This is a genomic window from Burkholderia sp. PAMC 26561 (assembly GCF_001557535.2).
In the GTDB taxonomy this organism is placed as follows: domain Bacteria; phylum Pseudomonadota; class Gammaproteobacteria; order Burkholderiales; family Burkholderiaceae; genus Caballeronia.
On record NZ_CP014310.1, the window covers coordinates 51,226 to 71,618 of the forward strand.

The window sequence follows — 20,393 nt, forward strand, 5'->3', positions numbered from 1 at the left end:
CATCGTGAGCTCGCCGACACGCCGGACGGCCTCGTTGAGTCGGGCTTTCAACGGATCGCTAGTGCGTGCCTTCAGGCCTGCCTCCATACCCGCCAGAGCCTGTTCACGCCAGCCGTCACGCCAACTTCGCGCGACACGGCATCGACGGGTTCGCCGCGCAGCAATCGGAGCACCACGCCACGTTTGCGCCCGGTCGACCAGCGTTTGACTTCGGCGGCGCCAGAGGCGCTTCCAGTCGCGCTACGCGCGCGTTCCAGCGCCTCTGGCGCAACTGCATTCGCATCAGCTTTCTTCAACATGAACTACTCCAGTTTGGAACATACGTTTTACCCCATGCATGGACGCCCCCGGTTTGCCAAGCTCTCATTTGCGACGGTGTTAAGGTAAAGATTGCAGCCATGCATCCGGACTTCGATGTCCGGCGCAAGCCGGCGGTCCCTGATGGAATTTGCTGGTCGGGGTCTCATCAAATCTGAGTGCTGTGAGATAGGCTGAAGAAAGTGGAGATCAATGTTTCGTAGAATGAGCGAAATGGAGATCAAATGAATCGAGGACCGAAAGGCCGCTACACGAAGGAGTTTCGCGAGCAGGCGGTGAAGCTCGTTCTTGTCGATGGACTGTCGCAGCGAGAAGTTGCGGGCCGATTATCTTTGTCGGTTAAAACGCTTGGCGCTTGGGTCGTTGCCGAGCGAAAAGGGACGCTAACGAAGGTAGGCGAGACGCAAAAGCCGCAGAGCGAGTTGGAGGCGGAATTGGCGCGGGTGAAGCGCGAGCTGGCGACGGTCACGATGGAGCGCGATATTTTAAAAAAAGCGACGGTCTATTTCGCGAAGGAGTCGCGGTGAGATGTGACCGGATCGAAACGATGCGACAGGACTACCCGATTTCCGTGCTGTGCCGTGTGTTTGAGCTAGGGGCCAGCAGTTTCTACGCTTGGCGCCGACGGCTCGACTCGCCACGTGCACAAGAGAACGCGCGCCTTGAAATCGAGATTGTAGCGGCGCACGAACGAACTCGGCAAACGTATGGGCGCGAGCGATTGCAGGCGGATCTGCTTGATCATGGCGTGTGCGTTGGCCTTCACCGCATTAGGCGCATTCGCACCAAGCTGGGACTGCGTTGCAAGCAGAAGCGCAAGTTCAGAAACACGACGGATTCGAAGCACGATTTGCCAGTCGCACCGAATTTGCTGGAACGCAACTTCGACATGAGCATGCCGAACCAGGCCTGGGTGAGCGATATCACGTACGTGTGGACAGATGAGGGCTGGTTGTATCTAGCCGGCATCAAGGATCTGTTCAACGGCGAGCTGGTCGGCTACGCCATGAGCGAACGTATGACCCGCACCTTGGTAATGCAGGCGCTATTTGCCGCGGTCGCACTTAAACGGCCCGCAGCCGGTTTGATCCTACATTCGGATCGTGGCAGTCAATATTGTTCGCATGACTATCGGGATCTAGCAAAGCAGTTCGGCATGACGATGTCCATGAGTCGCAAGGGCGATTGTTACGACAATGCGCCGATGGAAAGCTTCTGGGGGTCGCTCAAAAACGAACTCGTGCATCACCGCCGGTTCACGACGCGCGCCGAGGCCCGGCAGGCCATCACCGAATACATCGAGATCTTCTACAACCGGCAACGCAAGCAAGCCCGTCTTGACTATCTGTCGCCTGCTGCTTTCGTGCAGCGATTTTATAAAACGCGACTCGCGGCTTAACCCATTGCTCTCCACTATTGACGACCGACCTCACTGTCGCGCACATTGGGGTAACCAGACTTTCCCGACCACGGTCTTACCTGTTCTGCCATCACGTCATGATTGCCCAGGCAATCGGCTGAAGTCTCCTGCTGTTTGTAAGTGATGCGAATACTACTGACTTTAAACGGCTATTCTTGCGGCCGTGTAATCACTGTGGAACTCGCGACCGCGAGCCAAGAGTGCCCACACGATCCGCGCGTTCTTGTTTGCGAGTGCCACGGCGGCAACATTCCAGTTTCGTCGCGCTAACAGGCGCTGCAACCATCCCTCTTTCTGTTCCTTACGGCTGGCAGCCTGTATCACTGAACGCGCGCCGTGGATCAACAATGTTCTCAAATAAGTGTCACCCCTTTTACTGATACCGAGTAGCACGTTCTTGCCACCGCTGGAGTTCTGCCGAGGCACAAGCCCGAGCCATGCGGCAAGCTGCCGGCCGTTTGCAAAGCTGGTTGCGTCGCCGATGGAGGCGATCAACGCACTTGCGGTAATCGGCCCGATGCCGGGCACCTTCGCAAGCTTGCAACTGGCGTCGTTCTCGCGGTGCCAGGCTTGGATCTGCGCCTCAAGTTCCCGAACCTGACGGTCGAGTTCTTTAAGGTGTTCCGTCAGGCGCTGGATCAGCACGCGAAAGGATCCGGTCAACTCGTTGGTGGCATCTTCGAGGAGCTCGGGTACCCTTTGGGCAATGTGTGAGATCCCTTGCGGGACAACCAGTCCGAACTCACTGAGAAGGCCGCGTATCTGGTTGGCTTGCGCAGTACGGGCCCGCACGAAGCTTTGCCTGACACGATGCACTGACAGCACTGACTGCTGCTCGATGTTCTTGACTGGCACAAAGCGCATATTTGGCCGCGCCACAGCTTCGCAGATCGCCTCAGCGTCGGCCGCGTCGTTCTTGTTTGTCTTCACGTATGGCTTGACAAACTGAGGTGCAATTAGCCGCACGGTGTGTCCCATGGCCTTGAGCTTGCGAGCCCAGTAGTGCGCGCCCCCACACGCCTCCATCCCAATCTCTATGAACGCGTCCCGTTTTGCAACAGTTTTCGTGTGTTCAGGCTGACAGGATGGGTTGCAGCTCTCTATCCGGCCTTCATGCAGCCGGTACTGCCGCCGCGGGCCCGTATGAAATTCGCTGACTCGCTCCTCATTCAGGCAACGAGCTCGAAGCTCGGATTGGGATACAGGTTTAGCGAGTCCCAGGTCCTACCTGACTAGTCATCACACTCGATTGCTGCGCAACCTTTTGACGCTCACTCTGGGTTAAACGTTAATCTCTGATGTCACGTGCGCCAATCAGGCGAGCTTCGCACTCACATAATTCTTCTGGTACGGCCTGTCGTGGGCCAGTACCGCCCAGATCATCCGCGCCATCTTGTTGGCTAGCGCCACGATCACGACATTCTTCGGTCGCCGCTTGATCATTAGGTCGACCCACGTACCGGCTTCCTTTGCATGCCTCAATACTGCTCGTGCACCGTGGATCAACAGTGTGCGCAGATACGCATCGCCGCGCTTCGATATGCCGTGTAAGTTTATCTTGCCGCCTGACCCCGTCTGTTTTGGGACGAGACCGGCCCACGCAGCGAATTCCCGGCCCGAACTGAATGCCTTCGGATCGCCCATCATCGCGACGGCTGCGGTTGCTGTCAGCAGTCCCACGCCAGGAATCTCGCTGATGGCCTTGACCGCTTTATCCTCTTTCTTCCACTCGCGCATCCGACGCTCGATCTGCGCAACCTGCTCATCGAGTTTCGTTAACCCGTTCCACTGCTCGCGCAGCGTGTCGATCACCACCGCAGGCAGTCGCTCGGCAACCCGCGCCAGTACCCCCGGAATCGCCTTGTCCAGAGCCCCACGACCCATGCCCATTACCTCGCCGTACTCCGTCAATAGCCCACGCAGATTGTTGATCTGCATCGTGCGAAACTTGATGAGCTGCTGACGCATCCGGTGCAGTGCAAGCATCGCTTGCTGCGTCTCGGTCTTCACCGCTACCGGCTTTGACCTTGCCTCGAAACAACGTACAGCAGAGTAGATGGATAATCTGTTGAACGGAGGCAAAGATGAGCGAAAAGAATGTACCGAATCGTCGCTACACGGAGGAATTCCGAGAGGAGGCGGCGCGGCTGGCGAATTCTGTCGGGCATAACGAGGCGGCACGGCGTCTGGGCGTGCCGGTGGCGACGATCGGAAATTGGGCGCGGCTACAGTTGAAACAAGGTGTAGTGAGCGTTGCTGAAGTTGCGGTGCCAGCGCCCCGCACGAAGCCAGCGGTCTCAGAGCTGGAGGCGGAAAATAGCCGGCTTCGCAAGGAGCTGGCGAGTGCAAAGTTGGATATAGAAATACTCTCAAAAGCGACGGCATACTTCGCGAAGGGGTCGCGGTGAAGTATGCATGGATCGACGCTAGCCGCGACCGATACGCTGTCAGCAGGCTTTGCCGGTTGCTGTGCGTTTCACGCAGCGGCTACTGTCAGTGGCGTGTGCGAGGGCCAAGCGCGCGGGCGCTGCGGCGTACTGAATTCGATGCTCACGTAGCCGCCGAGCACGCGCGAAGCCGGGCCACGTACGGTCGTCCACGACTGGTTAAAGAACTGAACGCACGAGGTGTGAAAACCGGTGCGGAACGTGTACGACGCAGCCTTGTGCGTCAAGGACTGCGTCCAGTCTACCGCCGGAGGTGGCTTGCGACGACTGACTCGGCTCATCGTTTGCCGGTAGCGCCAAACGTACTGGACAGACGATTCGACGGCTGGGATGTGAATCAGGCGTGGGTGAGTGATATCACGTATTTGCCCACCGCAGAGGGGTGGCTGTACTTGGCCGCGATTCTGGACCTGGGCAGTCGCAGAATTGTGGGATGGTCAATGTCCGAGCGCATTGATGCCGAACTGGTCTCTAATGCTTTACGATCGGCGTATTGGCAGCGTCGTCCAGGATCAGGGTTGATTTTACATTCGGACCGCGGCAGTCAATATGCAAGCTGGCGCTACAGGGAATTGGTCAGTCAGTACCACATGACGATGTCGATGAGTCGGCGCGCAAACGCCTGGGATAACGCACCAATGGAAAGCTTCTTCAAGACGTTAAAAGTCGAGCAAACGTCGCGATGTCGGTACGAAACACGCGCGCAGGCGCGCCTAGATGTAGTCGATTGGATCGAAGGATTTTACAATCGACAGCGCATCCATTCGTCGATCGGTTACCGGACACCGTGCGATTACGAGACCGCACAAAAAGCAGCGTGAGTTGCTGTATGAGGTCGGTCGTCAATAGTGGAGAGCAATGGGTTAAGCCGCGAGTCGCGTTTTATAAAATCGCTGCACGAAGGCAGCAGGCGACAGATAGTCAAGACGGGCTTGCTTGCGTTGCCGGTTGTAGAAGATCTCGATGTATTCGGTGATGGCCTGCCGGGCCTCGGCGCGCGTCGTGAACCGGCGGTGATGCACGAGTTCGTTTTTGAGCGACCCCCAGAAGCTTTCCATCGGCGCATTATCGTAGCAATCGCCTTTGCGACTCATGGACATCGTCATGCCGAACTGCTTTGCTAGATCCCGATAGTCATGCGAACAATATTGACTGCCACGATCCGAATGTAGGATCAAACCGGCTGCGGGCCGTTTAAGTGCGACCGCGGCAAATAGCGCCTGCATTACCAAGGTGCGGGTCATACGTTCGCTCATGGCGTAGCCGACCAGCTCGCCGTTGAACAGATCCTTGATGCCGGCTAGATACAACCAGCCCTCATCTGTCCACACGTACGTGATATCGCTCACCCAGGCCTGGTTCGGCATGCTCATGTCGAAGTTGCGTTCCAGCAAATTCGGTGCGACTGGCAAATCGTGCTTCGAATCCGTCGTGTTTCTGAACTTGCGCTTCTGCTTGCAACGCAGTCCCAGCTTGGTGCGAATGCGCCTAATGCGGTGAAGGCCAACGCACACGCCATGATCAAGCAGATCCGCCTGCAATCGCTCGCGCCCATACGTTTGCCGAGTTCGTTCGTGCGCCGCTACAATCTCGATTTCAAGGCGCGCGTTCTCTTGTGCACGTGGCGAGTCGAGCCGTCGGCGCCAAGCGTAGAAACTGCTGGCCCCTAGCTCAAACACACGGCACAGCACGGAAATCGGGTAGTCCTGTCGCATCGTTTCGATCCGGTCACATCTCACCGCGACTCCTTCGCGAAATAGACCGTCGCTTTTTTTAAAATATCGCGCTCCATCGTGACCGTCGCCAGCTCGCGCTTGACCCGCGCCAATTCCGCCTCCAACTCGCTCTGCGGCTTTTGCGTCTCGCCTACCTTCGTTAGCGTCCCTTTTCGCTCGGCAACGACCCACGCGCCAAGCGTTTTAACCGACAAAGATAATCGGCCCGCAACTTCTCGCTGCGACAGTCCATCGACAAGAACGAGCTTCACCGCCTGCTCGCGAAACTCCTTCGTGTAGCGGCCTTTCGGTCCTCGATTCATTTGATCTCCATTTCGCTCATTCTACGAAACATTGATCTCCACTTTCTTCAGCCTATCTCAGTACGTGGAAACGAGGCAAGGTCACTTGCCTGGTTGCTGCACGGCCAGCCAGATCGCCCGTGCGTCTGCAGCATCGTTTTTGTTGCGAATGTTAAACGCCTTGGCAAATTCCGCCGGTATCAGTCTGACCTCGTGGCCCATCTTTACAAGCTGCCTGGCCCAGTGGTGCGCACCACCGCACGCTTCCATTCCGATGAGGCAACGAGCACGGTTTGCAAAGTGCTCGAGAAACTGCGCCCGCTTGATCGGCTTGTTCACTATCTCTCCAGTTTCCTGATCGATGTAATGCACCTGGAACACGTGCTTGGCGATATCCACACCCACTGCCGTACAGTTCATGATTGGATCCTCCGGTTGCTTGTGAAAACTCGCATTTTGCACCTTGGGCGTATCGATGCCATTAGCCCATGAGGATCCACCTTCCTCCGCTTACTGGCTCACGGGGTGGGACGCGTTCATTTCATTCAGACAGGGCGATAGGTTTGCGAAGAACGCCGTAACCTGATCGCGTTTCAATGTTTTTTTCAGGACCGCTCTGCCATGTTCATTCACGCCATGTACGGCAAAAACAGTCTTCGCCAGATCGATGCCAATTGTCGTAATATTCATAATGAGCGCTCCTATCGTTCAAGTGGTTGCTTCGCCACTTCCACTTTGGCACATCGGTGCCGTTTCGGGTGGGGACGTCCATCCCATTAAATCTGTGTCCAAAAAAACCGGAGGCGCCGCACCATGCGTTGTCCGAGCGGTGGTAGTGCGCGCTACGGAACTGCCTTGCTACTGCGGACAGCTCCCAAGCTTAGCTTCACGCCACAAAAGCCCCCCAATCTAAATGGAGCCTTAGGCAACAAGGTAGCCGTTAAGCGCATCCAGCAGCGGGCCGGGTACTTCTTCCGGAATCAAGTGACCACTCGGCAGCGCAAATCCGGTGACGTTCTCAACCTCGTTGCGCCATAACGCAAGCACATCGAACGTCTGTCCCACAGTGCCTTTACCACCCCACAATGCGAGCAGCGGGGGCGTCGCCTTGCCGTTAAAAGAAGTCACGTGCTCCCGGTCGATCGTAACGGTTGCCCGGTAGTCCTCGCAGACCGCGTGGATGCAATCGGGGTGGGCATAACAGCGGAAGTATTCAGCAAACGCTTCTGGCGTGACGGCGCCGGGCGTCTTGCTCTGAACATCGAGATGCGCACGCAGGTATAGCTCCGGCTCGGCCCCCACCATGCGCTCCGGAAGCGGGGCGGCCTGAATGTGGAAGAACCACCAGAAGTACTTGGTCGCGAATGATTCGTCGGTGTGCGCGTACATCTCGTCGGCGGGAGCAATGTCGAGTGTCACTGCACGTTCGATCGTCTCTGGGTAATACATCATCATTGCATGAAGGACCCGGCCGCCGCGATCGTGGCCGACTGCCTGGAACGTGTCATGTCCAAGCGTCTTCATGACTTCGACGAGATCCAGCCCCATATTTTTCTTCGAATAATTGACATGGTTCACGCCGCCATCCGGTTTGCTCGAATCGCCATAACCGCGCAGATCGACGAGCACCACCGTGTACTTTTGTGCAAGTTGTGTCGCGACTTTATGCCATTCCATATGCGTGGCCGGATGGCCGTGAATCAGCAGCAAAGGGGGCCTTCGCCGCCGACCAGCGTATTGATGGTCGCACCGGAAGTCTTGATAAAGCGTTGCGAGAAGCCCGGAAAAAAGCGCTTGTTTGCACCTCGCGCAGCGGCCGACAACGTCACTCCCGAAGAGGACGCGCCGGTCGCCGCGGCGGAAGCAGCGAAGCTATTGCCAGCCAGTCCGATTCCGACCGCGCCGACAGTCGCAAGTCCCGCTGTCAGGATGTTACGTCTTTGTTTGTTTTCGATTTGCATTTGAATGTTGCCTTGATCAAAACTATTTTAAATACGAAGCGCGAGTCGAATTGCGTTCGCTGATTTGATTCACAGGAAAATCAGTTCGTAGCCGCTACGCTCGCTGAAACCATACGCTGGGCCGCATTCTTTTGAGCAAGCCATTTCTCAGCCGCCTGAAGGTTCCTTGGATAATGGTTGTCATCGGCTGTAGCGTCGTATCCAACGGATTCCAGGTCGGCCAGTTCTTTCCGCACCTGAGCGCGCGTCACGCCGGAGTGCGATGCCGGCTGGACTTGTTGTGCTTGCGCCGGCAAGGCGACGACGCCACTAACTGCGATGGCGAACGCGACACATTTACTCGCTTCGACAAGCGTTTTAACAAGCATGATTCTCTTCCTTTATAAACGGATCAAGCCGTCGAGATAGATAAAAACTCGTTTCGGATGATCGAGTGGATTTAATGATTTCTTGCTTCGGAAATAATGCTATCGCTGAATCGGCTTACAAGGATGAGTCAAAAATTAAAGTTTTTTCATCATAGCGATGCGCTTGTAATGTCGGCGCCCGATTTTATTTTTTAATCGTCAGTACAAGGATTATTCGCTAAGATATGGAATACTCCTGCCGTCGAAATCGAATCAATAAAGTGGCTGAAAAAACGAATGCGCCGCGTCGAATTCTGGTTGTCGAGGACGATCCCGGCACTGCAGCCGATATCGCGCGGACGCTGCATGAGCATGCCTTTGAAGCCGACCTCGTGACGACGGGCGGCGAGGCATTGCGCAAGGCCCTAGCCGGCGGTTACGACGCCATGACGCTCGATCGCATGCTGCCCGACGCCGACGGAATCATGGTCGTGCGCCTCCTCAGGGAAAATGCCGTGGACCTCCCTGTGCTGATGATCAGCGCGCTGTCCGATATCGATGAAAAAGTGCGGGGCCTGCGAGCGGGCGGCGACGACTATCTCACCAAGCCATATCATCCGGACGAGTTGATGGTGCGTCTGGAAGTCATGATTCGCCGCAAGGACTCGGCGCAAGCCGCCAGTAACACGACGCTGAAAGTCGGAACGCTCGAAGTCGATCTAATCCGGCAGGTGGTCAGGCGATCGGGCACGGTGATCGAACTCAGTCAGGCTGAATACCGGTTGCTGGTGTACATGATGGAGCAGAGTCATTCAGTACTAAGCCGGCCGATGATTTTCGAAGCGGTGTGGGGATATCGCTTTGATCCGGGCACGAACCTGATCGAGGTGCATATCGGGCGCTTGCGCAAGAAGATCGATATTGAAGGCGAGGAGCCTTTGTTCCACACCATTCGCAACAAAGGCTATTGCCTTGGAGCATGACATGCGGCCGTTTAGTTCTTCGTGGTTGCGGTCGTCGGTCGTCAGGCTGCTTGTCTCCTTCCTCCTGCTGTTTATCATTTCGACTTCGTTGCTGTTCGCGCTGGTCTACTTGCGGTCGTCGCAGGCCATGTTCGTGCAAGCCGATTCCATCCTGCTTTGGGAGGCGCGCTATTTCGAATCGTTCAAGGACGCCGAGCTCGCGAGGCAAATTAATTATCGGATCACGCATCAACGTCTTGGCAACTTCTATGGGTTGTTCAACGCAAACGGGTCGCGTCTTGCGGGCAATATCGCGGCGCTTCCCCAAGGAGCCGCGAGTGGACAGGAAACTCGCAGTTTCAACGAGATACTTTCCGTAGAAGGCCGTCTGGACCGACCGCTTTCGCGCATGCTGGTCGAGCGTTTATCCGACGGTGGACGCCTTGTGATTGCACGTGACCTGGGTGACGTCATGCAATTGCGGCGCTCCATCATGAATACGCTGTTGTGGGGCGATCTGCTTGCGCTCGCGCTTTGTGTCGGCGGCGGTATCGCGCTGTCGATCCGGCAGGTTAGGCGAGTCAGAAGCGTGGTCGAGATTGCCGGGCAGATTGCGAACGGCGATCTCGGCAAGCGTTTCCCCGATCGGAATCGCGATGAAATCGACGTGTTGTCGCGCGTGATCAACCAGATGCTGGGCCGCGTTGAACACTTGATGGGCGAGGTCAAGAGTGCATGCGACAACATTGCTCATGATTTGCGTTCGCCGCTTGCCCGGGCACGTCTTGCATTGGGACGGGCCGCCGATGCAGATGCCGCCCACGCTCGGGAGTTCGTCGATCAGGCTATTGCCGAAACGGACATCACGCTCGCGCGTTTCAGTGCGCTTTTGCGGATATCGGAGATCGAAGCGCGCGGACGACGGGACGGGTTCAGAACGATCGACTTGAAAGCGGTGATCGACCAGGTTCTCGAAGTGCTCGAGCCGTTGCTGGAAGAGCAGCAGATTGCCCTTGAATGCGAACTTGCCGATACCGCCATGGTGAACGGTGACGGCGAGCTCCTGTTCGAAGCGTTCTATAACGTGCTCGATAACGCCATCAAGTTTTCACGGCCCGGCGACGTCATCAAGCTTAGCCTCGTCGTCACGCCGCACGGTCACGCGTTCTGCGTGCGCGACCACGGGGTCGGCATTCCGGAGAGCGAACTGAGCATGATCGGCCGGCGGTTTTATCGTGGTGCTTCGGTTGCTGCCATTCCGGGTTCCGGTCTTGGCATCAGTCTGGTGATGGCCGTGTCGCGCCTGCATGGATTTACGGTGAATGTATCGCGTGAATTGCCCGGGACATGCGTGCGCATGGAATGCTGGCCTCATAACGAGTAAAGTACGAATCGCCTGGAGTTGTCCCCGTTTTTGGCTTCCCGCCGGAACGAAATAAATTCGGCCGCGGTTTTAAGATTCGGCAGCATTATTTGACATAAAAGGAATAAGCGTCGCCGCCCTGTGGGAAGCGAGTGTTGATCAGCCGTATCCGCCCCTTGGGAACGTAGGGTGGATTCTCTTCCCTTGCATCGACCAAAGTGCCCGAGATCGACTGTCCTCGCTCGCAAGACTGGATGGCGATCGACTAGATCGAATTCAGACTCCACCGGGGTGGATCTCGCCGCGGCATCGTCTTCCGTATTGCTTCAAATGTCTGGTGTTGAACGACGCGGACGTTACGGCGCCTCGATGGAAGCGTGAGTGGTTGCGTCCCGGAAAAGAATACTGTGGCGTTCATCAGTCGGAGCTGGAGACGGTTCCGGCAAATGTGCTGAATAACTCATCGAACTTTGCCGGAGCGCTTCGGGCGATAAACCGTTACCGTGCAAAATGCGAGCGACGCGGCCTCTGGCAGCCGCGCTAGCGGAATTACTGGACACCATTAGCGCTTCTGTGGACGCCGCTAGCAAGATTAACGGACAACAACACCAATCTGCACGTCTTGACAGCACGCAACGGTTCAAAGGCATTGCTCAGCCGTTTATTAAATCTTAGTCAGTCGAACATGGCCCACCGCCTGCACGGAAAGAAGCGCCTGGACGATGCGGAAGCCGAGCGGATCACCGCTGTATTAGGCTTGCCCCCGGGATGGCTGGACATACCGCGTGAGCCGGCCGAAGTGCCAGCGGCTGTTGGGCAGACGCTTATGCCTTCAGGTCGACGTCGCTCATCGTTACAATCCGCAGAGAGCGCCCGAGACACCTCGCCAATCGCCACCGATCACGGCAATGTTCACGGGGCCGATGAAGGCGTCGATCAGGCCGCGCGCGCTCTCGAGGAGGCAAAGGCTGCAGAACCCGAAGCACAAAGCCGATTCGAGACCGCGGTATCCGGCGCGCTTGAAAAAAACCATGAGAACGCTTCTGACGCGACTATGTCTTCAACGGAACCGGCCGCATTTCCTGCGCATGCGGCTGACACCTATCCGTCTACAACGATGACTGATCTGGACACGCTTCGGGGTATTGCGCCCATTGCTGAAGCGTTATTAAAAACGCTGGCGGGCAAAGCGCGGACCGGTCGTCTAGACGAAGGTACCGCCCTGAGGCTCCTTCAGCAGGTGGTGATGTTGTAGGAGATCAGCGCGTTGAGTGCGGACCGACCCCGTTTGCATCCAGCCGGTTTCAACCAACGCTTAAATTCGATATTCGGCATGGCATCAAACACGAAAAAGCGGAAATCGATCAAGCAAACGCCGCGGCTGAGTCGCAGTGTTTTGCTGCCTACATCGCCGGCAATCGCGCGCTCGATTTCGCTCAAGAATCACATGGCACTTGCGGCGTTGAAAAGTGCCCAGGGCAACGTTCACCTGGCTGGAGAGCTTCTGAAGACGCTGTACTGGACGTTCTACCTGAGCGATGAGGAGACGATTAAAGAACAGAAGGAAAACTTCATCGGGGCGGAGCAGATCCTCAAAGCATGTATCACCCGGGCAGCAGATACGCAGGCGTGGGAAGTCAGCGATGCCGACGCGCTCTACATCGCAGTACTGCTGCAGCTTCACGATGATCAGTTGAGGTTGATGCCAGTACACCGGCTGGAGAAAGCCAAGCACAGACTGGAAAAGCTTCTCGCCCACGACGAAGGGTTTCCAAGCTTCGCCTTCTGAGCACTTGTCGGCAAATCTTGGTTCGCTTACGCTGCCTCGGTCGGTCGTTCATGAGAGCGGATGCCGTACAATCCTTGAACTCGGTGCCTTCCCTCACGATATGCGCATTCCGCCGTTAAAAGCCATCGTCGCCTTTGAAAGCGTTGCGCGAACGAAAAGTGTCAATCGCGCGGCCGATGAGCTTGGTTTGACACCGTCTGCTGTCAGCCACCAGCTCGCGAACCTTGAAGCCATGGTTGGGCGGCCGTTATTTGCCCGCTTGGGCCGAGGCCTCGTGTTGACTGCGACGGGTCAGCAATATCTGATCGACGTCACCGGCTCACTCGCCGATCTGAGTCGGGCAACCGAACGCGCATCCAGCGATTCCAGTGTCGAGATTCTCCGCATCCATTCCAGCCCCAGCTTCGCGCTGATGTGGCTTCTGCCGCGCCTCGCGTCTTTTCATGAGGCAAATGGGAACATTCAGCTCAATCTTGACTGCTCCTACGAAGACGTATCGTTCACGTCCGGCTACTACGATCTCGACATCCGACATGGCTATGCGCATTGGTCCGATGGTGAGGTTTTGACGCTACGCGATGAATGCGTGACGCCGCTCGCGTCACCCGAGTACCTCAAACGTAATCCAGTGCAAAGCCCTGCCGATCTGCTTGAGCGGCGCTTGATTCTTTCGCAAACGCCGCTTGTGCAATGGAAGCAGTGGTTTGGGAAGTTTGGTGTTCCGCTTTCTCGCAAAGCGTACGATTTCTCGTTCGACCGATCCTATATGTCGATCGAGGCTGCAGCCTTGGGTCATGGGATCGCCCTGGAAAGCACAATGCTGGCCGCCGGCTACCTTCGCAAGGGGACATTGGTTCCGGTGTTCGGGCGGTCCTTCGAAGTGGCCGTAGGCGCACACCACATTGTGTACCCAGCCCAAACCGCAACGCTCCCGCGGTTAGCAACCTTCCTGACATGGACGCAGCAGGAAATTGGCCGCGACACCGCTAACCGAGCAAGTTAGGCGTTAAGTAAGCACCACGTCAACTGCTGGCGTAAACCCTATGAAAGAACTTCAACACCTGAAAATATTTCAGCAATAGCTGAGCGTAACTCCATTGATCGAATCGAGGCGGACGCGGAAACTGCGTTCACTAACTCAGACGACCCGATGGAGACAAAGATGTTGCTCGAAAACAAAGTAGTGATTGTCACAGGCGCTGCCTCACCACGCGGCATTGGTAAAGCGACGGCCAAGGCGATGGCCGATCAAGGCGCAAAAATCGTGATTCTCGACCTTCGCCGCGAAGATGCCGAAAGCGCAGCACGAGACTTGGGGCAGGGACATTTGGGGCTCCAATGCGATGTGACAGATAAGGACGCATGTCTCCAGGCAGCCAGAGACGTGGTCGAGAGATACGGGCGTATCGACGGCCTGATCAACAACGCAGGCATTACACAACCGCTTAAAACCTTGGACATCAAGGCCGAGAATTTCGACGCCGTCATTGGCGTGAACTTGCGCGGGACGTTGTACATGTCTCAAGCCGTGATCCCGCAAATGCGAGAGCAGAAGAGCGGAAGCATTGTATGTATGTCGTCGGTATCAGCTCAGCGCGGCGGCGGTATTTTCGGTGGTCCGCACTATAGCGCGGCAAAGGCCGGCGTACTCGGACTGGCGCGTGCGATGGCACGTGAGCTGGGTCCCGATCACATCCGTGTCAACTCAATCACGCCTGGCTTGATCCAGACCGACATTACCGGCGACAAACTGACGCCGGAAATGCGCACCGACATCATCAAAGGTATTCCGCTCGGGCGTCTGGGTGATGCAGCCGACGTCGCCAACGCCTGTCTCTTCCTTTCGAGCGACCTGTCTTCTTACCTTACCGGCATCACGCTGGACGTCAACGGCGGAATGTTGATCCATTAAGACGTACAGCCGCTGCGCTCGCAGCCGCTGAGTCCAACGCACTCGGGGAGAAACCCGAGGCGCATTAGCAGGAGACAAGCATGAAACCGAAAACCGTGGCGCCGTCAGACATGGCGGACCTCGATGTGCCCATCAGCACAACTGAATTTGAAGCCCGAACATATGCGAAGGTCGGCCGCCGTATCATCCCATTTTTGATGGTGTGTTATCTGGGCGCTTACCTAGATCGAGTCAATGTAGGCTTTGCCAAACTGCAAATGCTCAACGACTTGCGGTTCAGCGAAACCATCTACGGGTTGGGCGCGGGCGTGTTCTTCCTCGGATATTTCCTCTTCGAGATCCCGAGCAACATCATCCTGCACAAAGTGGGCGCACGTAACTGGCTCGCGCGGATCATGCTGACCTGGGCCGTCATTTCGGCGTGCTTTGTTTTTATTCAGACTCCAACGACGTTCTATATTTTGCGCTTTTTGCTGGGCGTCGCCGAAGCGGGGTTCGCGCCGGGCGTCATCCTCTACCTGACCTATTGGTTTCCCTCGACAAGGCGCGCCAAAGCGCTCTCCGTTTTCTTTATGGCGATCCCGCTCGCTGGAATTGTGGGTGGCCCGTTGTCGGGATACATCATGCATTCCCTCCAGGGCGTGCACAACCTGGCGGGTTGGAAGTGGCTGTTCATCCTTGAAGCGCTGCCTTCGTTGATCCTCGGCATTTCAATCCTTTTCTATCTGGACAATGGTATTGCATCAGCCAAATGGCTGACTGACCCAGAAAAGGCGTTGCTTGCGAAAAACGTGGAGAAGGACAACGCGCACAAGGTTGCACACGTCTCCATCCTCTCTTTCGTTCGCGACCGGCGTCTGTGGGTCATGGCTGCGATTTATTTCTGCGTCGTCCTCGGCCAGTACGGGCTGACATTCTGGCTTCCCACGATTATTCGCAAGTCTGGTGTTGCCGATCCGTTGTGGGTGGGCTTGTTTACAGCGATCCCGTACATCTGCGCAATCGTGGCGCTGCCACTGATTGGTGCGAGCGCTGACCGGCATCGTGAACGCAGGCTGCATCTTGCGATTCCCATGCTCGTGGCAGCGGCGGGCTTTGCAACCTTGCCGATGCTCGGCGGCGTTGCAGCCTCGCTGGTGTGTGTCAGCGTTGCGGCAGCCGGCATCCTGGCTTCGTCCTCGCAGTTCTGGTCTTTGCCAACAGCCGTGCTGGGTGGCATGTCGGCAGCGGCAGGGATCGCGGCAGTCAACTGCTTCGCCAACCTTGCTGGCTTCTTTTCTCCCGCCATCGTCGGGTGGTTAAACGACCTGACCGGTAAATCGACTGCGGGACTCATTTTCATTTCTGTCGCTGTCGTGATCGGGGCGGGACTTGTCTTCTTGGTACCGGCCAAGACCGTCAATCGCTGACACGTGTTGCTCCATACCCCTATTTGAAGGAGATACCATGAATAAACCATCGTCGGAAGTGGTTACGCTCGCCGAGCGCGCTTACAAAATCCGTAGAAATGCCTTGCTGATGGGCGAAGTGCAGGGGCAGGGCTACATCGGCCAGGCACTCGACATCGCGGACGCATTAGCCGTCGCTTACTTCGGCGCGATGCGCTACCGCGCGGACGATCCGCACTGGGAAGGTCGTGACCGCTTCTTGCTTTCAAATGGCCACTACGCCATCGCGCTTTACGCGGCGCTCCTTGAAGCCGGCATCTTGCCGGCCGAAGAACTGGAAACCTATGGAAGCGACGACAGCCGTCTGCCGATGTCCGGGATGGCCAGTTATACACCGGGCATGGAAATGTCGGGCGGCTCACTGGGCCAGGGTCTCGCCATCGCGGTTGGCCGTTGCCTGGGCCTCAAACGCAAGGGCTCGGACGCCTTCGTCTATACGCTGTTCTCCGACGGCGAGCTCGATGAGGGCGCCATCTGGGAAGGCATCATGTCGGCCGCTCACTGGAAGCTGGACAACCTGATCGCGATCATCGACGTCAATAATCAGCAAGCCGACGGGCCGTCTTCTCAGATCATGGCGTTCGAGCCGCTTGTCGAAAAGCTCGAAGCATTCGGGTGGTTCACGCAGCGCGTGGTCGGCAATGACATTGAGGCCGTCAAGGCTGCGTTTGATGCGGCAAGAAATCATCCGGTAGCACAACCGCGCATGATCGTCTGCGACACCCGTATGGGGTGCGGCGTGCCGTTTCTTGAAGAACGAGAGAAGAACCACTTTATCCGTGTCGATGCCCATGAGTGGCAACTGGCACTCGCAGCACTTGAGGAAGGGAGACAAGCATGAGCGATACGACGATACAAAAGCCGCGCCTTAAAACGTCCGCAATGATCGCTTCGATCGCCGGCGAAGGCCAGGTGACGCGCTCGGCGCCTTTCGGTCACGCGCTCGTGGAGTTGGCCCGTACCAAGCAGAACGTGGTCGGGATGACTGCGGACCTTGGAAAATACACGGACCTCCACATCTTTGCGAAGGAGTTTCCCGAGCGGTATTACCAGATGGGCATGGCGGAGCAGTTGCTGATGGGCGCGGCCGCCGGTATGGCCCACGAAGGCGCGCAGCCTTTTGTGACGACCTACGCCGTGTTCGCGACCCGGCGCGCGTATGACTTTATCCATCAGGCAATCGCCGAAGACAACCTGGATGTGAAGATGATCTGCGCGTTGCCGGGTCTCACAACGGGGTACGGGCCGAGCCATCAGGCGGCAGAAGACCTTGCTCTCATGCGCGCGATGCCGAATATGACAGTTATTGACCCGTGCGACGCGCTGGATCTGGAACAAATGGTGCCGGCCATTGCCGCTCACAATGGCCCCGTCTATGCGCGCTTGCTCAGAGGGAACGTGCCCGCGGTTCTTGATGAATACGACTATCAATTTGAGATTGGTAAGGCGAAGCTGTTACGCGATGGCGCTGAAGTGTTGATCATTTCGTCCGGCATTATGACCATGCGTGCGCTCGAGACAGCGAAGGCGCTCGGGGCCGACAATGTTGGGGTAGGGGTGTTGCACGTTCCGACCATCAAGCCGCTCGACACTGAAACCATCCTGCGCGAAGCAAAGCGCACGGGCCGGATGGTCGTTGTTGCGGAAAATCACACAACAATCGGCGGCTTGGGTGAAGCGGTCGCAACGACGCTGCTTACCGCAGGCGTGACACCCGTGTTTCGCCAGATTGCCTTGCCGGATGCGTTCTTGGCCGCCGGGGCGCTCCCAACCCTTCATGACCGTTACGGCATTTCGACCGACGCAATGGTCGCGACGATTAAGGGCTGGCTCGGCTAACCCAGAAGAGGAGTGGTGTACCGACAGGTTTCAATGCGCACGTGTGAATTGAATGCCAAACATACGAATGCGCAGATGATTTCATGTTTGCGTACGCCGCTCCTAAGGTAAGTCAGTATGACTTTCCGTGAGGCATAAGGCTGGCCTGGCGTGGGGAATGAAACGCGGGTTAGCATCTCTGCCAGAGCCGCACGGTGTGGACGGGCCACACCCGGTAAATTCCCCCACGGAGGCCAGCATGGGAAACGATAGCACGGTGTACGTTGGACTGGATGTGCATAAGGAATCGATTACGATCGCTTATGCAATCGACGCAGGCGACGTTGAATCGATGGGCAAGACCGGCACAACACCGACAGAAATCGATCGGATGTGCAAACGGCTACAGTCGAAGGCTTCGCAGGTGCGTGTCGTCTACGAAGCAGGTCCGTGCGGTTATGGCCTTTACCGGCGTCTGGTGAAACAGGGCTTCGTTTGCATGGTATGCGCGCCGTCGCTCATCCCAAAGAAACCAGGGGAACGAGTCAAGACGGACCGACGTGACGCGATCAAACTGGCGCGCTCTCTCCGGGCAGGAGACCTGTCAGCGGTGCATGTGCCGAGCATTGAAGACGAGGCGTTCAGGGATCTCGCACGGACCTGGGCATCTGCCCGGGACGACCTACGGCATGCACGGCAGCGACTGAAGTCCTTCCTGCTCTCGCACGGCGTGCACTACATCGGGCGCGCCGACTGGGGAGCTGCCCATCGTCGCTGGTTAAGCAAATATTCATTCGAAAGTGCGTGGCGGCAACTTGCGTTTGACGAACATCGCCGCACGATCGAGGACCGCCTGGCGCAATGTGATCGACTGGAAACTGCGCTGCGCGAAGCGGTAGTCGAATGGAGTTTTTATCCGGCAGTACTGGCGTTGCAAGCAATGCGCGGGATCCAGTTCATCACGGCGATCGGCATGATGTCCGAGCTTGGCGATCTGTCACGCTTTGAACATCCCCGCCAACTGATGGCATGGTTGGGCATCACACCGTCGGAGCACTCGTCCGGAGGTACGCGACGCCAGGGTGCTATTACCAAGACCGGTAACAGCTATGCAAGAAAGCTGCTGGTCGAAGCAGCATGGAGCTACCGGCATCCAGCACGGGTAGGCAAAACCCTGCAGCCTCGACACGAAGGCATCCCGAAGCCGATCATTGACCGTGCATGGGATGCGCAGCTGCGGTTATGCAAGAAGTACCGCAAGCTCGCGGCGCGGGGCAAGAATGTCAACGTTGCCGTGGTAGCGGTTGCCCGAGAGCTGGCCGGCTTCATTTGGGATATCAGCAGATTGGCGATGTCGTTGGCACTGCCGCGACATGCCGTACAACCGGTGTAATCGTACAGGCGGACCAACCACAACAGCACCCTTGAGAGTTTCCTGAAGGCGGCGTAGCCCGGTACAAGAGCAACCCGCGTTGACGCTTCGCGACGGCAGACAGCAGGCCGATTCGCGGCGTAAGAAAGCGGCAGGCTCAAATGACGGACCTCTGTAATGCGGTACCCAACCCGCGGATATCAGCGTGATTCACCGTCGGCTTTACTGCTACGTCGCCCTCAGGAAATTTATACGCTTATGGAAAAACCAGAAAACCTGGGCATCGCGATTGACATGGAAAGTCATATCAGCGTCTCGTGGGGGCCCTTCAGATTTTCGTAGACGAGCGGATCAGTTTGATGCCGGTGGGAACGGGGGCAGAAGTCTGGCGACGTTCCAAGGCAGTAGTTCGTCGATGACGTTCATTTTGTGGTCCGCGATGCGGGTCAGCACGTAGTCAAGATAAGCACGTGGCTTGATGCCATTGAGCTTGCACGAGCCGAGCAATGAATACATCGCCGCGGCCCGTTCTCCTCCACTGTCGGAGCCGGCGAACATATAGTTGCGCCGGTTATGCAGAGTTCTCCATAAACGGGCAAACTGGTTGCTCGCAGGTTCTCTACGCGCAGGTCAACGAGCTGCGGCCATTATGAGTCTGGTGCGTTCCGCACAGCTCAACGGGCACGACCCGTACGCATACTTAAAAGACGTCCTCACGCGGCTGCCGACACAGCGGGCCGATAAGATCGCCGAATTGCTTCCGCATAACTGGGTACCACCTGTCCCTTGATTGAGCTCACCCCTGACTTTGCCGGGCGCTTACACAACAACGACCTTATGACCGGTGCGCGGCTTCCGGTTCCGCGAGCCACGCTGACCGGCGAACGCGCCGTTGCGACAGCGGCGAGAGAATAGCGTCGCGTCATAGAACGCAATTTGAGCGACACTGCATCGTTTCCCAGCGCATACGAGGTTCCGCCCGCCTAACCTGGTGATCGCAAGCTTGACGTGGCTATCAATCAGCATGGTTGACCTAATCGTGAGCTACGCTTCCGGCAAAGATAGCGATTTGAGAATTCCAATTCCCTCCCCATGGCATCGAGATGTCACATGCGACCGGCCGAATGGCGGTGGCCGCAGCAACGACGTGCACGGGAAAACCTGCGCATGCGAATGTGCGGGCAACTGTCATGGACCGAATGGCCGCGTCGTCGGTGTC

17 protein-coding genes and 6 pseudogenes are annotated in these 20,393 nt (G+C 57.1%); 13 read left to right on the top strand and 10 right to left on the bottom strand.

Annotated elements, in window-relative coordinates; all coding sequences use genetic code 11:
- Positions 1-71: 71 nt before the first annotated feature.
- Positions 72-299 carry a hypothetical protein gene (locus AXG89_RS30720; RefSeq protein WP_062174259.1) on the bottom strand — a complete coding sequence of 76 codons (228 nt, stop codon included), beginning with the start codon at positions 297-299 and terminating at the stop codon, positions 72-74.
- 243 nt (positions 300-542) lie between these two features.
- Between AXG89_RS30720 and AXG89_RS30725 the strand changes: the two genes are divergently transcribed.
- A protein-coding gene (locus AXG89_RS30725) for an IS3 family transposase (protein ID WP_119024612.1) occupies positions 543-1,717 on the top strand; the annotation gives its coding sequence in 2 pieces (ribosomal slippage) (positions 543-816 and positions 816-1,717; 1,176 coding nt in all).
- Positions 1,718-1,879: 162 nt separating this feature from the next.
- On the opposite strand, the pseudogene AXG89_RS30730 reads toward AXG89_RS30725, so the two are convergent.
- Together AXG89_RS30730 and AXG89_RS30735 are read right to left on the bottom strand one after the other, a co-directional pair.
- A pseudogene (locus tag AXG89_RS30730) lies at positions 1,880-2,770 on the bottom strand (IS110 family transposase); the annotation flags it as partial.
- Positions 2,771-3,052: 282 nt separating this feature from the next.
- A pseudogene (locus tag AXG89_RS30735) lies at positions 3,053-3,760 on the bottom strand (IS110 family transposase); the annotation flags it as partial.
- A gap of 62 nt (positions 3,761-3,822) precedes the next feature.
- Between AXG89_RS30735 and AXG89_RS30740 the strand changes: the two are divergent.
- A protein-coding gene (locus AXG89_RS30740) for an IS3 family transposase (RefSeq protein WP_119024726.1) occupies positions 3,823-5,006 on the top strand; the annotation gives its coding sequence in 2 pieces (ribosomal slippage) (positions 3,823-4,108 and positions 4,108-5,006; 1,185 coding nt in all).
- A gap of 42 nt (positions 5,007-5,048) precedes the next feature.
- Here the strand turns inward: AXG89_RS30740 and AXG89_RS30745 are convergent.
- The 6 genes and pseudogenes from AXG89_RS30745 to AXG89_RS30765 all read right to left on the bottom strand — a co-directional run bounded on the left by AXG89_RS30745 (position 5,049) and on the right by AXG89_RS30765 (position 8,531).
- A protein-coding gene (locus tag AXG89_RS30745) for an IS3 family transposase (protein ID WP_119024612.1) occupies positions 5,049-6,223 on the bottom strand; the annotation gives its coding sequence in 2 pieces (ribosomal slippage) (positions 5,049-5,950 and positions 5,950-6,223; 1,176 coding nt in all).
- A gap of 84 nt (positions 6,224-6,307) precedes the next feature.
- Positions 6,308-6,622: pseudogene (locus AXG89_RS30750) on the bottom strand (IS110 family transposase); the annotation flags it as partial.
- Positions 6,623-6,733: 111 nt separating this feature from the next.
- Positions 6,734-6,892 (bottom strand): annotated as a pseudogene (locus tag AXG89_RS30755) (IS110 family transposase); the annotation flags it as partial.
- 231 nt (positions 6,893-7,123) lie between these two features.
- The gene (locus tag AXG89_RS30760; RefSeq protein ID WP_236873590.1) at positions 7,124-7,879 is read right to left on the bottom strand and encodes an alpha/beta fold hydrolase; all 756 of its coding nucleotides are present in this window, start codon (positions 7,877-7,879) and stop codon (positions 7,124-7,126) included.
- 23 nt (positions 7,880-7,902) lie between these two features.
- Positions 7,903-8,163, bottom strand: a complete 261-nt coding sequence (locus tag AXG89_RS43715; protein WP_236873591.1) for a hypothetical protein — start codon at positions 8,161-8,163, stop codon at positions 7,903-7,905.
- Positions 8,164-8,243: 80 nt separating this feature from the next.
- A complete protein-coding gene (locus AXG89_RS30765; RefSeq protein WP_062174266.1) occupies positions 8,244-8,531 on the bottom strand; it encodes a DUF4148 domain-containing protein in 288 nt (95 codons plus the stop codon).
- A 260-nt stretch (positions 8,532-8,791) separates the two neighbouring features.
- Between AXG89_RS30765 and AXG89_RS30770 the strand changes: the two genes are divergently transcribed.
- The 10 genes from AXG89_RS30770 (at position 8,792) to AXG89_RS30815 (ending at position 19,195) form a co-directional block, all read left to right on the top strand.
- A complete protein-coding gene (locus AXG89_RS30770) occupies positions 8,792-9,493 on the top strand; it encodes a response regulator transcription factor (protein WP_062174268.1) in 702 nt (233 codons plus the stop codon).
- A 1-nt stretch (position 9,494) separates the two neighbouring features.
- Entirely contained in the window at positions 9,495-10,856 is a 1,362-nt protein-coding gene (locus tag AXG89_RS30775) for a sensor histidine kinase (RefSeq protein ID WP_062174270.1), read from the top strand.
- A 601-nt stretch (positions 10,857-11,457) separates the two neighbouring features.
- Positions 11,458-12,090 carry a hypothetical protein gene (locus tag AXG89_RS30780; protein ID WP_162916159.1) on the top strand — a complete coding sequence of 211 codons (633 nt, stop codon included), beginning with the start codon at positions 11,458-11,460 and terminating at the stop codon, positions 12,088-12,090.
- A gap of 78 nt (positions 12,091-12,168) precedes the next feature.
- Positions 12,169-12,624, top strand: coding sequence for a hypothetical protein (locus AXG89_RS30785; protein ID WP_062174275.1), 456 nt, complete (start codon positions 12,169-12,171; stop codon positions 12,622-12,624).
- Between the two features lie 100 nt (positions 12,625-12,724).
- Positions 12,725-13,627, top strand: coding sequence for a LysR substrate-binding domain-containing protein (locus tag AXG89_RS30790; RefSeq protein WP_062174276.1), 903 nt, complete (start codon positions 12,725-12,727; stop codon positions 13,625-13,627).
- A gap of 159 nt (positions 13,628-13,786) precedes the next feature.
- Positions 13,787-14,536, top strand: coding sequence for an SDR family NAD(P)-dependent oxidoreductase (locus AXG89_RS30795; protein ID WP_062174278.1), 750 nt, complete (start codon positions 13,787-13,789; stop codon positions 14,534-14,536).
- 110 nt (positions 14,537-14,646) lie between these two features.
- On the top strand, positions 14,647-15,945 hold the full coding sequence (locus AXG89_RS30800; protein ID WP_062174878.1) for an MFS transporter: 1,299 nt from the start codon (positions 14,647-14,649) through the stop codon (positions 15,943-15,945).
- Between the two features lie 37 nt (positions 15,946-15,982).
- Positions 15,983-16,825, top strand: a complete 843-nt coding sequence (locus AXG89_RS30805) for a transketolase (RefSeq protein ID WP_062174281.1) — start codon at positions 15,983-15,985, stop codon at positions 16,823-16,825.
- Positions 16,822-17,823: a transketolase family protein gene (locus tag AXG89_RS30810; RefSeq protein ID WP_062174282.1), complete on the top strand. Its 1,002-nt coding sequence runs from the start codon at positions 16,822-16,824 to the stop codon at positions 17,821-17,823. The genes AXG89_RS30805 and AXG89_RS30810 overlap by 4 nt, the downstream gene beginning before the upstream one ends.
- 238 nt (positions 17,824-18,061) lie before the next feature.
- Positions 18,062-19,195, top strand: a complete 1,134-nt coding sequence (locus AXG89_RS30815) for an IS110 family transposase (protein ID WP_062174285.1) — start codon at positions 18,062-18,064, stop codon at positions 19,193-19,195.
- A 330-nt stretch (positions 19,196-19,525) separates the two neighbouring features.
- Here AXG89_RS30815 and AXG89_RS30820 read toward each other — a convergent pair.
- Positions 19,526-19,744: pseudogene (locus AXG89_RS30820) on the bottom strand (transposase domain-containing protein); the annotation flags it as partial.
- A gap of 22 nt (positions 19,745-19,766) precedes the next feature.
- Between AXG89_RS30820 and AXG89_RS30825 the strand changes: the two are divergent.
- Positions 19,767-19,964: pseudogene (locus AXG89_RS30825) on the top strand (transposase domain-containing protein); the annotation flags it as partial.
- Between the last annotated feature and the right edge of the window lie 429 nt (positions 19,965-20,393).

Coding starts and splice junctions, on each gene's coding strand:
- AXG89_RS43715 (WP_236873591.1), bottom strand. CDS start 8,163: ATGCAAATCGAAAACAAACAAAGACGTAACATCCTGACAGCGGGACTT.
- AXG89_RS30805 (WP_062174281.1), top strand. CDS start 15,983: ATGAATAAACCATCGTCGGAAGTGGTTACGCTCGCCGAGCGCGCTTAC.
- AXG89_RS30720 (WP_062174259.1), bottom strand. CDS start 299: ATGTTGAAGAAAGCTGATGCGAATGCAGTTGCGCCAGAGGCGCTGGAA.
- AXG89_RS30800 (WP_062174878.1), top strand. CDS start 14,647: ATGGCGGACCTCGATGTGCCCATCAGCACAACTGAATTTGAAGCCCGA.
- AXG89_RS30775 (WP_062174270.1), top strand. CDS start 9,495: ATGCGGCCGTTTAGTTCTTCGTGGTTGCGGTCGTCGGTCGTCAGGCTG.
- AXG89_RS30785 (WP_062174275.1), top strand. CDS start 12,169: ATGGCATCAAACACGAAAAAGCGGAAATCGATCAAGCAAACGCCGCGG.
- AXG89_RS30815 (WP_062174285.1), top strand. CDS start 18,062: ATGGGAAACGATAGCACGGTGTACGTTGGACTGGATGTGCATAAGGAA.
- AXG89_RS30795 (WP_062174278.1), top strand. CDS start 13,787: ATGTTGCTCGAAAACAAAGTAGTGATTGTCACAGGCGCTGCCTCACCA.
- AXG89_RS30760 (WP_236873590.1), bottom strand. CDS start 7,879: ATGGAATGGCATAAAGTCGCGACACAACTTGCACAAAAGTACACGGTG.
- AXG89_RS30810 (WP_062174282.1), top strand. CDS start 16,822: ATGAGCGATACGACGATACAAAAGCCGCGCCTTAAAACGTCCGCAATG.
- AXG89_RS30765 (WP_062174266.1), bottom strand. CDS start 8,531: ATGCTTGTTAAAACGCTTGTCGAAGCGAGTAAATGTGTCGCGTTCGCC.
- AXG89_RS30790 (WP_062174276.1), top strand. CDS start 12,725: ATGCGCATTCCGCCGTTAAAAGCCATCGTCGCCTTTGAAAGCGTTGCG.